General features: G+C 56.2%; 12 protein-coding genes. 6 read left to right on the forward strand and 6 right to left on the reverse strand.

Features of this window, described 5'->3' with window-relative positions; genetic code table 11:
- From RTM06_RS17645 to recG, 3 genes are all read left to right on the forward strand, one after another.
- Positions 1-1,183 (forward strand): TGS domain-containing protein (locus tag RTM06_RS17645; protein ID WP_312183917.1); only part of this gene is annotated, 1,183 nt, incomplete at its 5' end.
- Positions 1,184-1,186: 3 nt separating this feature from the next.
- A complete protein-coding gene (gene trmH / locus RTM06_RS17650) occupies positions 1,187-1,882 on the forward strand; it encodes a tRNA (guanosine(18)-2'-O)-methyltransferase TrmH (protein ID WP_176971639.1) in 696 nt (231 codons plus the stop codon).
- Positions 1,879-3,957, forward strand: a complete 2,079-nt coding sequence (recG, locus tag RTM06_RS17655; protein ID WP_312183919.1) for an ATP-dependent DNA helicase RecG — start codon at positions 1,879-1,881, stop codon at positions 3,955-3,957. Before trmH ends, recG begins: the two co-directional genes overlap by 4 nt.
- On the opposite strand, the gene RTM06_RS17660 is transcribed toward recG, so the two are convergent.
- Entirely contained in the window at positions 3,954-4,439 is a 486-nt protein-coding gene (locus tag RTM06_RS17660; RefSeq protein ID WP_312183921.1) for a MarR family winged helix-turn-helix transcriptional regulator, read from the reverse strand. The genes recG and RTM06_RS17660 overlap by 4 nt on opposite strands.
- A 70-nt stretch (positions 4,440-4,509) precedes the next feature.
- Here RTM06_RS17660 and RTM06_RS17665 point away from each other — a divergent pair, with 70 nt between their 5' ends.
- The 3 genes from RTM06_RS17665 (at position 4,510) to RTM06_RS17675 (ending at position 8,725) form a co-directional block, all read left to right on the forward strand.
- The gene (locus RTM06_RS17665; protein ID WP_312183923.1) at positions 4,510-5,445 is read left to right on the forward strand and encodes a zinc-binding alcohol dehydrogenase family protein; all 936 of its coding nucleotides are present in this window, start codon (positions 4,510-4,512) and stop codon (positions 5,443-5,445) included.
- 92 nt (positions 5,446-5,537) lie between these two features.
- Positions 5,538-6,923 (forward strand): uracil-xanthine permease family protein, encoded by a 1,386-nt coding sequence (locus RTM06_RS17670; protein ID WP_312183925.1) that lies wholly within the window; start codon positions 5,538-5,540, stop codon positions 6,921-6,923.
- 122 nt (positions 6,924-7,045) lie between these two features.
- A complete protein-coding gene (locus RTM06_RS17675) occupies positions 7,046-8,725 on the forward strand; it encodes an AsmA family protein (RefSeq protein WP_312183927.1) in 1,680 nt (559 codons plus the stop codon).
- A gap of 40 nt (positions 8,726-8,765) precedes the next feature.
- On the opposite strand, the gene fabY is transcribed toward RTM06_RS17675, so the two are convergent.
- The 5 genes from fabY to typA all read right to left on the reverse strand — a co-directional run.
- Complete coding sequence (fabY, locus tag RTM06_RS17680) at positions 8,766-9,713, reverse strand: fatty acid biosynthesis protein FabY (protein WP_008109787.1); 948 nt, start codon at positions 9,711-9,713, stop codon at positions 8,766-8,768.
- 59 nt (positions 9,714-9,772) lie between these two features.
- Positions 9,773-10,210, reverse strand: a complete 438-nt coding sequence (gene dtd, locus RTM06_RS17685; protein ID WP_312183929.1) for a D-aminoacyl-tRNA deacylase — start codon at positions 10,208-10,210, stop codon at positions 9,773-9,775.
- The gene (locus RTM06_RS17690) at positions 10,207-11,076 is read right to left on the reverse strand and encodes a virulence factor BrkB family protein (protein ID WP_154183215.1); all 870 of its coding nucleotides are present in this window, start codon (positions 11,074-11,076) and stop codon (positions 10,207-10,209) included. The genes dtd and RTM06_RS17690 overlap by 4 nt, the downstream gene beginning before the upstream one ends.
- Positions 11,077-11,079: 3 nt before the next feature.
- Positions 11,080-11,676 carry a glucose-1-phosphatase gene (gene yihX / locus RTM06_RS17695; RefSeq protein WP_312183931.1) on the reverse strand — a complete coding sequence of 199 codons (597 nt, stop codon included), beginning with the start codon at positions 11,674-11,676 and terminating at the stop codon, positions 11,080-11,082.
- A gap of 184 nt (positions 11,677-11,860) precedes the next feature.
- The coding region (typA, locus tag RTM06_RS17700; protein ID WP_312183933.1) for a ribosome-dependent GTPase TypA at positions 11,861-13,602 on the reverse strand (1,742 nt) is incomplete at its 5' end.

The following is a 13,602-nucleotide window of genomic DNA, read 5'->3' on the forward strand; positions in this document are numbered from 1 at the left end:
GATTGGCCCGCACGGCGTGCCGGTTGAGGTGCAGATCCGTACTGAAGATATGGATCAGATGGCAGAAATGGGTGTGGCAGCACACTGGGCGTATAAAGAGAGCGGCGAAGTCAGCGGCACCACCGCGCAGATTCGTGCTCAACGCTGGCTACAAAGCCTGCTGGAGCTGCAACAAAGCGCCGGTAGCTCATTTGAATTTATCGAAAGCGTGAAATCCGATCTCTTCCCGGATGAGATCTACGTGTTCACGCCGGAAGGCCGCATCGTCGAATTACCGGCTGGCGCCACGCCAGTCGATTTCGCCTATGCGGTGCATACCGATATCGGTCATGCCTGCGTCGGCGCACGCGTCGATCGCCAGCCTTACCCGCTGTCACAATCGCTGACCAGCGGTCAAACCATTGAAATCATTACCGCGCCGGGCGCTCGCCCGAACGCTGCCTGGCTCAATTTTGTCGTCAGCTCGAAAGCGCGCGCCAAAATCCGTCAGCTGCTGAAAAACCTCAAACGTGAAGACTCCGTCAACCTTGGTCGTCGTCTGTTGAGCCACGCGCTCGGCGGCAGCAAGAAGCTGGCAGAGATTCCAGTTGAGAACATTCAGCACGAACTTGAGCGCATGAAGCTGATCGCTATCGATGATTTGCTGGCAGAAATCGGCTTAGGCAACGCCATGAGCGTGGTGGTGGCGAAGAACTTGCTGCAGTCCGGCAATGAAGAGCCGCAGAGCAACAGCAAACGTAAAAAGCTGCCGATCAAAGGCGCGGATGGCGTGCTGATTACCTTCGCCAAATGCTGCCGTCCGATTCCTGGTGACCCGATTGTGGCGCACGTCAGTCCCGGCAAAGGTTTGGTGGTGCATCACGAATCCTGCCGTAACATTCGCGGCTACCAAAAAGAGCCTGAAAAGTTCATGCCGGTAGAGTGGGATAAAGTGACCGATCAGGAATTTGTCGCTGAGATTAAAGTCGACATGTTCAATCATCAGGGCGCACTGGCGAATCTGACTGCGGCAATCAACACCGCCGGTTCCAATATTCAGAGCCTGAATACCGAAGAGCGTGATGGTCGCGTGTATAGCGCCTTTATCCGTCTCACCGCGAACGATCGCGTCCATCTGGCAAATATTATGCGCAAAATCCGCGTAATGCCGGACGTGATCAAAGTTCACCGCAACCGTAATTAGTCCATGAACGCTCAACGTTTTGCCCGAATTCAGGAGATGCTGGCCCTGCGCCAGCACGATCTCACCGTCTGCATGGAACAGGTGCATAAACCGCATAACGTCTCGGCAGTGATCCGTACCGCCGATGCGGTGGGCATTCATGAAGTGCACGCCGTCTGGCCAAGCGTGCGTATGCGCACCATGGTTTCCGCTTCGGCTGGCAGCAATAGTTGGGTGAAGGTCAAAACGCATCTGCATATTGCAGATGCGGTGCGTCATCTGAAGGATGAAGGCATGCAGGTGCTGGCGACCAATCTGTCGGCCAAAGCGGTAGATTTTCGCGACATCGATTACACCAAACCGACCTGCATTCTGATGGGTCAGGAAAAAACCGGTATTACCGCTGAAGCGCTGGCGCTGGCCGATCAGGACATCATTGTGCCGATGGTCGGCATGGTGCAGTCGCTCAATGTCTCGGTGGCTTCCGCGCTGATTTTGTATGAAGCACAACGTCAGCGACAGAATGCCGGCATGTATCAACGCACCTACAGCCTGCTGGATGAAGATGAGCAACAGCGTTTGCTGTTTGAAGGCGGTTATCCGGTGCTGGCGCGCGTCGCCAAGCAAAAAAATCTGCCTTATCCGTATATCAATGGCCAGGGCGAAGTGGAAGCCGACGCCGATTGGTGGGCCACCATGCAATCGACAGGTAGAAAATGAAAGGCCGTCTGCTGGATGCCATCCCGCTCAGTACCCTGACCGGCGTCGGCGCCAGTCAGGCGGGCAAGCTGGCCAAACTTGGCCTGTTTACCATTCAGGATTTACTGCTGCATCTGCCACTGCGCTACGAAGACCGCACTCAACTGTATAAAATCAATGACCTGCTGCCGGGCGTTTATGCCACGGTGGAAGGTGAAGTGCTGAGCAGCGAAATCACTTTTGGTCGTCGCCGCATGTTGGTATGCCAGATCAGCGATGGCAGCGGCATGCTGACCATGCGCTTCTTCAATTTCAATGCCGGGATGAAAAACAGCCTGTCGCCGGGCCGTCGCGTCACCGCCTATGGCGAGATTAAACGCGGTCAGCGCGGTGCTGAAATCATTCATCCCGAGTATCGCGTGCAGGGCGAACAAGGCGGCGTTGAGCTGCAGGAAACCCTGACGCCGGTTTATCCCACCACCGAAGGCATTCGTCAGGCGACACTGCGCAATCTCACCGACCAGGCGTTGACGCTGATGGAGAGCTGCCCGATTGCCGAGCTGCTGCCGTCTGAACTGAGCGGCGGGCTGATTAGCCTGCCGGATGCACTGCGCACGCTGCATCGTCCGCCGCCGGATTTGCGTCTGAGCGAGCTGGAAACCGGCCGCCATCCGGCACAAAAACGCTTAATTCTGGAAGAGCTGCTGGCGCATAACCTCAGCATGCTGGCGGTACGCGCCGGTGCGCAGCGCCATCATGCGCTGCCGATGACGGCGCGCCACGAGCTGGTTGATCAGCTGCTGGCGGCGCTACCCTTCTCGCCAACCGGTGCGCAAAAACGCGTGGTGGCAGAAATCGAAAAAGATCTGGCCAACGATTTTCCGATGATGCGCTTGGTGCAGGGCGATGTTGGCTCCGGCAAAACGCTGGTGGCCGCTCTGGCGGCACTGAACGTCATCGCGCACGGCAAACAGGTGGCGCTGATGGCGCCGACTGAACTGCTGGCCGAGCAGCATGCCAACAACTTCCGCCAGTGGTTTGCACCGCTGGGAATTGAAGTGGGCTGGCTGGCGGGCAAGCAGAAAGGCAAAGCGCGCGAAGCGCAGCAGGAAGCCATTGCCAGCGGCCAGGTCGCGATGGTGGTCGGCACCCACGCGCTGTTCCAGGAGCAGGTAAAATTCAACGGCATGGCGCTGGTGATCATTGATGAGCAGCACCGCTTTGGCGTGCATCAGCGCTTAGCGCTGTGGGAAAAAGGCGAGGAACAAGGTTTCCATCCGCATCAGCTGATCATGACCGCCACGCCGATTCCGCGCACGCTGGCAATGACCGCTTACGCCGATCTCGATACCTCCACCATCGACGAATTACCGCCAGGCCGTACGCCGGTCACCACGGTGGCGATTCCCGACAGCCGCCGCAGTGAGATCATTACCCGCGTGCAAAGTGCCTGTCACGAAGGACGTCAGGCTTATTGGGTATGTACGCTGATTGAAGAGTCGGAAGTGCTGGAAGCGCAGGCGGCGGAAGCAACATGGGAAGAGCTTAAAGTGGCGCTGCCCGATTTGCAGGTTGGCCTGGTGCACGGCCGCATGAAGCCCGCCGAAAAACAGGCGGTAATGGCGGCGTTTAAGGCCAATGAAATCCAGCTGCTGATCGCCACCACGGTTATCGAAGTGGGCGTGGATGTGCCGAATGCCAGCCTGATGATTATCGAAAACCCGGAACGTCTCGGTTTGGCCCAGCTGCATCAGCTGCGCGGCCGCGTGGGCCGTGGTGCTGTCGCCTCACACTGCGTGTTGTTGTATAAAGCGCCGCTCAGCAAAACCGCGCAGAAGCGTTTGCAGGTGCTGCGCGATAGCAACGATGGCTTCGTGATTGCTCAGCACGATCTGGAGATTCGTGGTCCAGGTGAGATGCTCGGCACACGTCAAACCGGCAACGCCGAGTTTAAAGTGGCGGATTTACTGCGCGATCAGGGCATGATTCCCGAAGTTCAACGCGTGGCGCGTCATATCCACCAGCACTATCCCGAGCAGGCGCAGGCGCTGATTGAGCGCTGGCTGCCGGAAACCGAGCGCTACAGCAACGCTTAATCCGCCGTTTTCGTTTTATCGATAGCCATAAAATCCCCGACAAACTTCTGCAGCAGACGCGCCAGCTCGGCGCGCTCTTCATCCGGCCAGTTGGCAAACAGGTTCTGATAGATCTGCGCGCGCGCCGCATCGATTTTGTCAGTCATCGCTTTACCCGCCGCAGTGATCACCGCCTCATTCACCCGTTTGTCTTTGGCATTTTTCTGGCGCTGCGCCAACCCTAACTCCTCCAGCTTCGCCACCTGACGACTGACGGTGGTGTAATCGCGTCCGGCACGCTCTGCCAGCTCCACTACGCCAATTGGCCCGAAGCGACCGATTTGAATCAGTAGCGGAAACAGCGCGCGATCGAGCTGAATATTCGACTCTTTTATTAATAATTCATCACGTTGCGGACGATTGAAAGTCCCTACAATCATCAGCAGCGCGTTGTGCAGATCATCAAACGCAGCACTATTATGTGTATTTTGCACATTTTTCATTGACGTTATCCCGAGGCAAGCCTAATGTGTGCATATTACACATAGTTTCCACTTAACTGAAGGTGAAAGCATGAAAGCAGCGATAGTTTCCGCAGCAGGTGAACTGCCCGTTTACGGTGATTTCCCTGAACCGCAGGCTGATGAAAGCCATGTCGTGGTAACAGTGAAAGCCGCCGCCATCAGCCAACTGGCAAAAGCACGCGCCGCCGGAACACATTACAGCGCGGCCGCGCACTATCCCTTTATTACCGGCATTGATGGTACCGGCACGCTGAGCAATGGCGATCCGGTTTACTTTCTCGCTTTTGATGCGCCGTGGGGCAGCATGGCGGAAAGAACCTTAGTGCCCGCCGAAAGCATCATTTCGTTGCCGGCCACACTGGATCCGGTGCTGGCCGCCGCGCTGGCGAATCCGGGTATGTCATCCTGGGCAGCATTAACCCGACGCGCTCAGCTGCGCGCCGGTGAAACCGTGCTGATCAATGGCGCAACCGGCACGTCGGGCGGTTTAGCGGTGCGCATCGCGCAGCATCTGGGCGCAGGAAAAATCATCGCTACCGGCCGCAATCGCGCCGCGCTGGATCAACTGCGTGCGCAGGGTGCTGACCTCACTTTCACGCTGGATGAATTGCCGGGCGCGTTACCGGCATTGATGAAAGAAGGCATTGATGTGGTGCTGGATTATCTTTGGGGCCAGAGCGCGCTCGATATTATGCAGGCCACCGTAGCAGGCGGAGAAAAAACGGTGCGCTTTGTGCAAATCGGTTCGTTGAGCGGACAGGAGATTACCCTGCACAGTAAGCTGCTGCGCTCCTCCGGGCTGACATTAATGGGCAGCGGCCTCGGCAGCGTATCGGATAAAGCGTTGATCGCCTGCATCGGTGAAATGCTGACGGCCGCCGCCGAGAGCGATTTTTCCATCGCCTTCCAGATGCGCCCGCTGAGTGACGTCGCGCTGGCGTGGCAGGAAGATGATAGCCGCTGCCGCACGGTGTTTACGCTCTAGATCAACGGAAGTAAAAAGGGGCATTGCAAACGATTGCTTTCACAACGCAACCGTTTAAAATCGCCCCTTTGTTGTAATTGAGAACGTCCACCATGTCCGTCAACACCGCTGAAACTTGCCAGCCTGCCAGCGCTGCAAGCCCGAAAAGTGAACTGATTTACCGCCTCGAAGATCGTCCACCATTAGCGCAAACCTTGTTTGCTGCCTGTCAGCATTTGCTGGCGATGTTTGTCGCGGTGATTACGCCCGCGCTATTAATTTGCCAGGCGCTGGGTTTACCGGCGCAGGATACGCAGCACATCATCAGCATGTCGCTGTTTGCCTCGGGCGTGGCATCCATTCTGCAAATCAAAACCTGGGGACCGGTGGGTTCCGGCCTGTTGTCGATTCAGGGCACCAGTTTTAACTTCGTCACGCCGCTGATCATGGGCGGTATGGCGCTGAAAAACGGCGGCGTTGATGTACCAACCATGATGGCGGCGCTGTTTGGCACGCTGATGGTGGCGTCGTGTACCGAAATGGTGCTGTCACGCGTGCTGCACCTGGCGCGCCGCATCATTACGCCGCTGGTTTCCGGCATTGTGGTGATGATTATTGGCCTGTCGCTGATTCAGGTCGGTTTGACCTCTATCGGCGGCGGCTTTGCTGCGATGAGCGATCACACGTTCGGTGCCCCGAAAAACTTATTGCTGGCAGCTTCGGTATTGGTGGTGATTATCCTGCTTAATCGCCAGCGTAATGCTTATCTGCGCGTGGCTTCGCTGGTGATCGCGATGGCGGTAGGTTATGCGCTGGCCTGGGCGCTGGATATGCTGCCTGCCACCAGCACGCCAGCCGATCAGCCGCTGATTGCCGTGCCATCGCCGCTCTACTATGGGCTGGGCTTTGACTGGAATCTGCTGATTCCGCTGATGCTGGTGTTTATGGTGACCTCATTGGAAACCATTGGCGACATCACCGCGACCTCTGATGTTTCCGAGCAGCCGGTGAGTGGTCCGCTGTATATGAAGCGTCTGAAAGGCGGCGTGTTGGCAAACGGGCTTAACTCCTTTGTCTCGGCGCTGTTCAATACTTTCCCGAACTCCTGTTTTGGCCAGAACAACGGCGTGATTCAGCTTACCGGCGTTGCCAGCCGCTATGTGGGGTTTGTCGTGGCGCTGATGCTGATCGTGCTTGGCCTGTTCCCGGCCGTGAGCGGTTTTGTGCAGCACATTCCGGAATCGGTGCTGGGCGGTGCAACCATTGTGATGTTCGGTACCATCGCCGCGTCTGGCGTGCGCATTGTTTCACGCGAGCCGCTGAATCGTCGTGCCATCATGATTATCGCGCTGTCGCTGGCGGTCGGTTTGGGCGTTTCTCAGCAGCCGCTGATTCTGCAATTTGCCCCAGACTGGCTGAAAACCCTGCTTTCATCTGGCATTGCGGCCGGTGGTATTACCGCCATCGTGCTGAACCTGATCTTCCCGCAAGAAAAGTAATCCAGACGGCAGGCTTCGGCCTGCCTGATATTTATCCGCATTTACATCCAGGCTGTTGAGCTGTAACGGTAATTCAGGCATAACAACCACTCACCGGATAAATATCGGGATGGATGAGTGCGATGAAATTTTTAGGCAAGTTTTTCCTTACCTTACTGCTGCTAATTCTGCTGGCGCTGGTAGTGCTGTATGTGTTGCTGCAAACACAATGGGGCGCAGGTTGGTTTAGCCGCTGGGTAAGCGATAAAACCGCCTGGCATCTCTCTCTCAGCAAGATTGAGCACGGCTTCTCCTCTCCTTCGCACATCATTCTCGATGACTTCAGCTTTGGCCATGATGGCCAGCCCGCCGTGTTGGTGGCGAAACGCGTTGATCTCGGCCTTGCGCTGGTTCAGTTTAGCGATCCGCTGCACTTCAACAGCATCGAAATACGCGACGGTGAAATCAATCTGGCTAATCAAGCGCCCGATACCACGCTGCCGATTCAGGCCAATCGCCTGCAGCTGAATAACGTGCGCATTGAGAATCCGCATAGCGCGTTGCCGATGACCGCTCAGCGCGTGAACGGCGGTCTTCTGCCGTGGAAACCGCTGCCTAACGACGTGCTGGGCAGCGACGCGCAGTTCCAGATCAGCGCTGGCACTCTGACGCTGGATGGTGTGCCGGGCAACAACGTGCTGCTGCAGGGCAGCATTAAGCAACGTCGTCTGGTGCTGAGCAATATCGGTGCCGATCTGGCGCGCGGTTCGATGACCGGCAACGCCGAACGTGATGCGCAGGGTAACTGGAAGATCGACCAACTGCGCCTCAACGATATCCGTCTGCAAACTCATCAAAGCCTGAGCGACTTCCTCAATCCGCTGCGCGATGTGCCTTCAGTGAGCATCAACCGTCTGGATATGACCGATGCACGCCTGCAAGGACCGGATTGGGCGGTGACCGATCTCGATTTAACCCTGAAAAATGTCACGCTGCGCGGCGATGATTGGGAAAGCGATGGCGGTTCTCTCTCCATGAACGCCGGGAATTTCATTAACGGTGGCTTTGAGCTCAACGATCCTATCGTCAATGCCGATCTCTCGCCGCAGGGTATCGCGCTGACGCAGTTCAGTTCGCGCTGGGTGAATGGCGTGGTGCGCGCCAGCGGCAACTGGACGCGCAGCGACAAGCGTTTAACGCTGGATGAACTGGCGATCGCCGGGCTGGAATATACCTTGCCGCAAAACTGGCGTGAGCGCTGGCAGCAAACTTTACCGGATTGGCTGGATAGCGTGCTGATAACGCGCGCCACCGCCAACCGTAACCTGATTATTGATATCAATCCGGCGTTCCCGTTCCAGATGACGTCACTGGATGGCAGCGCGGATAACCTGCTGTTGGCACGTCAACATCAGTGGGGAATCTGGGCCGGTAAAGCCAGCTTCAACGCGGCTGAAGCCACCTTCAATCGCACCGATCTGCGCCATCCATCCATTGCGCTGAATGCCAATGACCAGCAGATTCAGGTAACGGAGTTGAGCGCCTTTAACGGCAGCGGTTTACTGGAAGGTTCTGCAACGGTTGGGCAGGATGCGCAACGTCCGCTGACGCTGAATCTGAAAGGCCAGGCTGTGCCGGCAAACGTGCTGGGAAATTGGGGTTGGCCAACGCTGCAGTTGAGCGGCAACAGTAATTTGCAGCTGCAGGTGAAAGGCTCGTTGAACGCCAGCGCGCCGCTGCGCCCAAGCGTGGATGGTACGTTGTCGGTTACTACCGATGCACAGTCGGTGCAGCAGACGATGCGGGGCGGGCAGGTTCAGTAAGGTAAAATAGAAAGGTCGCCATGAATGGCGACCCTACGTGTTAGTTGATACGGGCGCCGGAACCGCCCTCTTCCAGCGCTCCGTCAGAATCGGCGGGCAGCACGATGTAGACGCCTTCGAATACCGCGCCCAACTCATCATCACCAAACAACTCCACTTCCATCTGCACGCGCGCTTTGCGGCCTCGCGCCAAACGGTCAAGATCACCGCTGAGCGAGCCGAGATCGGCAATTGCGCCCGGACGGCCGCTTATTGGTTTGCTATAGCGAATATGCGCATCCGCCAGAATAATGGTGCCACCGAGATGCCGCTCGCGCAGCAGCAGCCAAATCAAACCCCAACCGGTTAGCGTGGCGAGCGAGAACAGGCTGCCCGCAAACAAGGTGTGATGGGGATTCTGGTTGCCCGCTTCAGGCATGGTGGTAACGAATTTCTGCCCGGTGTATTGCAGAATGCGCACGCCCATTTTTTCACTCAACGGGATGTGCTCATACCAGGCTTGTTGCAGCTGTCCGCACCAGTCGGCGCGATGCAGAATATCGTCAAGCGTCACGACCGGTTTGATCATCAGGAAGTGGCGCACCGGCGTGGTTTGCGGCGCGGTGATTTCACCCTGATTGACGTAGCCAAGCTTGGCGAAGAATTCGACCGCGTCTTCACGCGCGCTACAGGTGACGCGTTTCGCGCCTTCCTGACGCGCAACCGATTCCAGCGTCATCGCCACCAGCGTGCCAAGACCTTTGCCCTGCACGGAAGGATGCACGGCAAGGAAGCGAATCGCCGCTTCGTTCTCAGCGTTGATGTACAGACGACCGATCGCTACTGGTTTGCCCTGCTCATCCACCACCATTTGATGATGTGCCAGCGCATCCCAGGCATCACGCTCAGAACCCTGCGGCTGACGCAGCGGCTTTCGTAACATTTCCCAGCGGAACTGGTAATACATATCCAGCTCTTCCGCCGTTTGCGGTACGCGAAGATGATACATAAAGTGATTCTCTCGTTCGGAGCTTGCGTGGCTAAGTCCTTGCCGCTCGGCTGAAAACCTCACACCTGTAACCAGAAGGTCACCGGACCATCGTTTACTAACGAAACCTGCATATTGGCGGCGAAGCGCCCGTTTGCGGTGGTCACGCCCTGTGCTCGGCAGCAATCGCTAAAGTATGCATAGAGGCGCTCGGCTTCCGCCGGTTCTGCGCCGCCAGAGAAAGAGGGACGCATCCCTTTATTGGTATCTGCGGCGAGAGTGAATTGCGACACCACCAGCACGCTACCACCCGCCTGCTGCACATTGAGATTCATTTTGTCATTCTCATCCGCAAAGATGCGGTAGCCCAGCACGCGCTCGGTTAGACGCTGCGCTTTTTGTTCGTCGTCGCCCTTTTCCACACCCAATAACACCAATAACCCATTGCCAATTTCGCCCACTGTCGCGTCGTCAACGCTAACACTGGCGTGGCTGACGCGCTGAATCAAAGCAATCATGTTTCCTCACGTTCTTTTTCGCGTTCCTGCTGTTTTAGCTGGCGATAGTCATCCAGCGTGACGGTGATTTCCGCGCCTAACAACACAATACACCACGACCAATAGACCCAAAGGAACAGAATGGGGATGACCGCCAGAACGCCGTAAATTAACTGATACGAAGGGAACATCGTAACATAGAGCGCAAAGCCTTTTTTGCCCAGCTCGAACAACAATCCGGCAACGATGGCGCCGATCAGTGCATCACGCGTGGGCACGCGCCGCGTCGGCACAATGCTATACAGCAGCCAGAAAGCGAGGATGGAGAGGCACAGCGGGAAAATACGGAGCAGCTGATCAACCAGACTGGTTACGCCTGTCACACTCAACCACCGCAGCGATAACAGATAGGAGCTGAGCGCTAAGCTTGCGCCCGCCAGCAGCGGCCCGAGCGTTAAGATCATCCAGTAAACGGCAAACGAATAGACCATCGGACGCGGCTTATCGCTGCGCCAGATGGCGTTTAATGCGCTATCCACCGAATGCATCAGCAGCAACGCGGTGACGATCAACCCCACAATACCAATCGCCGTCATCTTATTGACGTTGGCGACGAACTGGTCGAGATAACGCTGAATAACGTCGCCCGTTGCCGGGATGAAGTTGGTAAAAATGAAGTTCTTCAACTGCACGCTGATATCCGAGAACATCGGAAAAGCAGCAAACAGCGCGAACACCACGGCAATCAGCGGCACCAATGCCAGCAATGAAACGTAGGCGAGATTACCCGCCTGCGTCGTCATGTTGTCATCGTCAATGCGTCGCCACAGCAGTTTTACCCACAAATAAAAGGCATGCGCCGAGTGGCGCAGATGTCGTTGGTTCAGCACTCAGAGACGACCCGCAAACCAGTCCGGCACGGTTTTATCATCAACCACCAGCACGCTTTCAATACCAAGCGCGCGCGCAGCGTCGATATTGGCCTGGTTATCATCGAAAAACACCGCCTGATTGGCCTGATAACCTTCGTGCTGCAGCACATAGTGATAGATGCGCGCTTCCGGCTTACGCATGCCAATATCCTGCGACATATAAAGATGATCGGCCGCCTGTTGAACATCGGGATATTGGGTTGGCCAGAACTCAAAGTGCAGCTGATTGGTATTGGACAGGATCACCACGCGCTCGCCATTGGCACGCAGCTTGTTCATGATCGCCAGCGTTTCCGGACGCACGCCGACAAAAACCGCCTGCCAGCCAGCGGTGAATTGCGGATAGCTCAGCGCGATATCCAGCTGGTCGCAGATACGTGCAGCAAATTCCGGATCGCTGATTTCACCGCGTTCGTGTTGCTCAAAAGCCTCATCCATGCGGAAACGACTTTGCAGCGTGGATAACGGCACGCGCCCCAAATCGCTCCAGACGCCGAGCACACGATTGAAATCGATATCAACAATCACATTGCCTAAATCAAAGATGTACAGCATGACGCCTCTCCTTTTCGTTCCCTGGATCATTCACTTTAGCGGCAAAAGTGGGAGCTGAACAGGGACGAAAGGCGGGAAATCAGTAATCTGGAGGCGGAGCCAAACTTCATTAAGCGAGCGTTGCAGCGGGTTGCAGGCATAAAAAAGCCCCGCAAGTGCGGGGCTCAATATCAGACTGTTTCGCTTACTCTTTGCTGCCGCGAGAAGAACGCTTACGATCGTTCTCGGTCAGGTGACGTTTACGAATACGGACTGACAACGGAGTCACTTCTACCAGTTCGTCATCATCGATGAACTCGATAGCCTGTTCCAGCGTCATTTTCTGCGGTGGAACCAGAGTGGTGGCTTCGTCAGTACCTGACGCACGCATGTTGGTCAGTTTCTTACCGGTCAGGCAGTTTACTGTCAGGTCGTTAGAACGGCTGTGAATACCGATGATCTGGCCTTCATACACTTCCGCACCGTGACCCAGGAACAGCTTACCGCGATCCTGCAGACCGAACAGGGCGAACGCGACCGCTTTACCCTGACCGTTTGAGATCAGCACGCCGTTCTGACGCTGGCCCACTTCGCCTGGACGAACGTCGTCGTAGTGGCTGAAGGTGGAGTACAGCAGACCGGTACCTGAAGTCATGGTCATGAATTCGTTACGGAAGCCGATCAGACCACGGCTTGGGATCATGTAGTCAAGACGTACACGGCCTTTGCCATCTGGATCCATGTTTTTCAGGTCGCCTTTACGCTCACCCATCGCTTGCATCACAGAACCCTGGTGGGTTTCTTCGATGTCGAGGGTCACGTTTTCGAATGGCTCCTGCTTACGGCCTTCGTGCTCACGGAAGATTACTTTCGGACGGGATACCGCCAGCTCGAAACCTTCACGACGCATGTTCTCGATCAGAACTGACAAGTGCAGCTCACCACGACCTGAAACGCGGAATGCATCCGAATCTTCGGTTTCTTCAACGCGCAGTGCCACGTTGTGTACCAGCTCTTTGTTCAAACGCTCCAGAATCTGGCGCGAAGTCACGAACTTACCTTCTTTACCGCAGAACGGTGAGGTGTTCACGTTGAAGAACATGGTTACGGTTGGTTCGTCGACGCTCAGGGCTGGCAACGCTTCCACATTCTGCGTGTCGCAGATGGTGTCAGAGATGTTCAGCTCGCCCAGACCGGTGATCGCGATGATGTCGCCCGCTTCCGCCAGGGTGCTTTCGATACGCTCCAGACCAAGGTGGCCCAGCACTTTACCGACTTTACCGTTACGGGTTTTGCCTTCGCTATCAATGATAGTGACTTGCTGGTTCGGCTTCACGGTACCGCGCTTGATGCGGCCAATGCCGATCACGCCCAGATAGTTGTTGTAGTCCAGCTGCGAGATTTGCATCTGCAGTGGCGCTTCAACCTCAACCTGAGGTGGAGAAACGTGGTCAACGATCGCCTGATACAGCGGGGTCATGTCGTCAGCCATGTCGGTGTGTTCCAGACCCGCGATACCATTCAACGCCGAAGCGAAGATGATCGGGAAGTCCAGCTGCTCGTCAGTCGCATCCAGGTTAACGAACAGGTCAAATACCTGATCAACAACCCAATCAGGACGCGCGCCCGGACGGTCAACTTTGTTGATAACCACAATCGGCTTCAAACCATGAGCAAATGCTTTCTTGGTTACGAAGCGGGTTTGCGGCATAGGGCCATCCATCGCATCTACAACCAGCAGCACCGAATCCACCATGGACATGACGCGCTCCACTTCACCACCGAAGTCGGCGTGTCCTGGGGTATCAACGATGTTGATACGGTAGTCATTCCATTTGATGGCGGTGTTTTTTGCGAGGATGGTAATCCCACGCTCTTTCTCCAAATCGTTGGAGTCCATCACGCGCTCGGTTGCTTCGGTACGGGCATCAAAAGTACCGGATTGTT

It is taken from the genome of Pantoea sp. CTOTU46764, assembly GCF_031974595.1.
Taxonomy (GTDB): Bacteria; Pseudomonadota; Gammaproteobacteria; order Enterobacterales; family Enterobacteriaceae; genus Pantoea; species Pantoea trifolii.

Bases quoted from the DNA above. Each gene is read 5' to 3' on its own strand.
- trmH (WP_176971639.1), top strand. From the start codon at position 1,187: ATGAACGCTCAACGTTTTGCCCGAATTCAGGAGATGCTGGCCCTGCGC.
- recG (WP_312183919.1), top strand. From the start codon at position 1,879: ATGAAAGGCCGTCTGCTGGATGCCATCCCGCTCAGTACCCTGACCGGC.
- RTM06_RS17660 (WP_312183921.1), bottom strand. From the start codon at position 4,439: ATGAAAAATGTGCAAAATACACATAATAGTGCTGCGTTTGATGATCTG.
- RTM06_RS17665 (WP_312183923.1), top strand. From the start codon at position 4,510: ATGAAAGCAGCGATAGTTTCCGCAGCAGGTGAACTGCCCGTTTACGGT.
- RTM06_RS17670 (WP_312183925.1), top strand. From the start codon at position 5,538: ATGTCCGTCAACACCGCTGAAACTTGCCAGCCTGCCAGCGCTGCAAGC.
- RTM06_RS17675 (WP_312183927.1), top strand. From the start codon at position 7,046: ATGAAATTTTTAGGCAAGTTTTTCCTTACCTTACTGCTGCTAATTCTG.
- fabY (WP_008109787.1), bottom strand. From the start codon at position 9,713: ATGTATCATCTTCGCGTACCGCAAACGGCGGAAGAGCTGGATATGTAT.
- dtd (WP_312183929.1), bottom strand. From the start codon at position 10,210: ATGATTGCTTTGATTCAGCGCGTCAGCCACGCCAGTGTTAGCGTTGAC.
- yihX (WP_312183931.1), bottom strand. From the start codon at position 11,676: ATGCTGTACATCTTTGATTTAGGCAATGTGATTGTTGATATCGATTTC.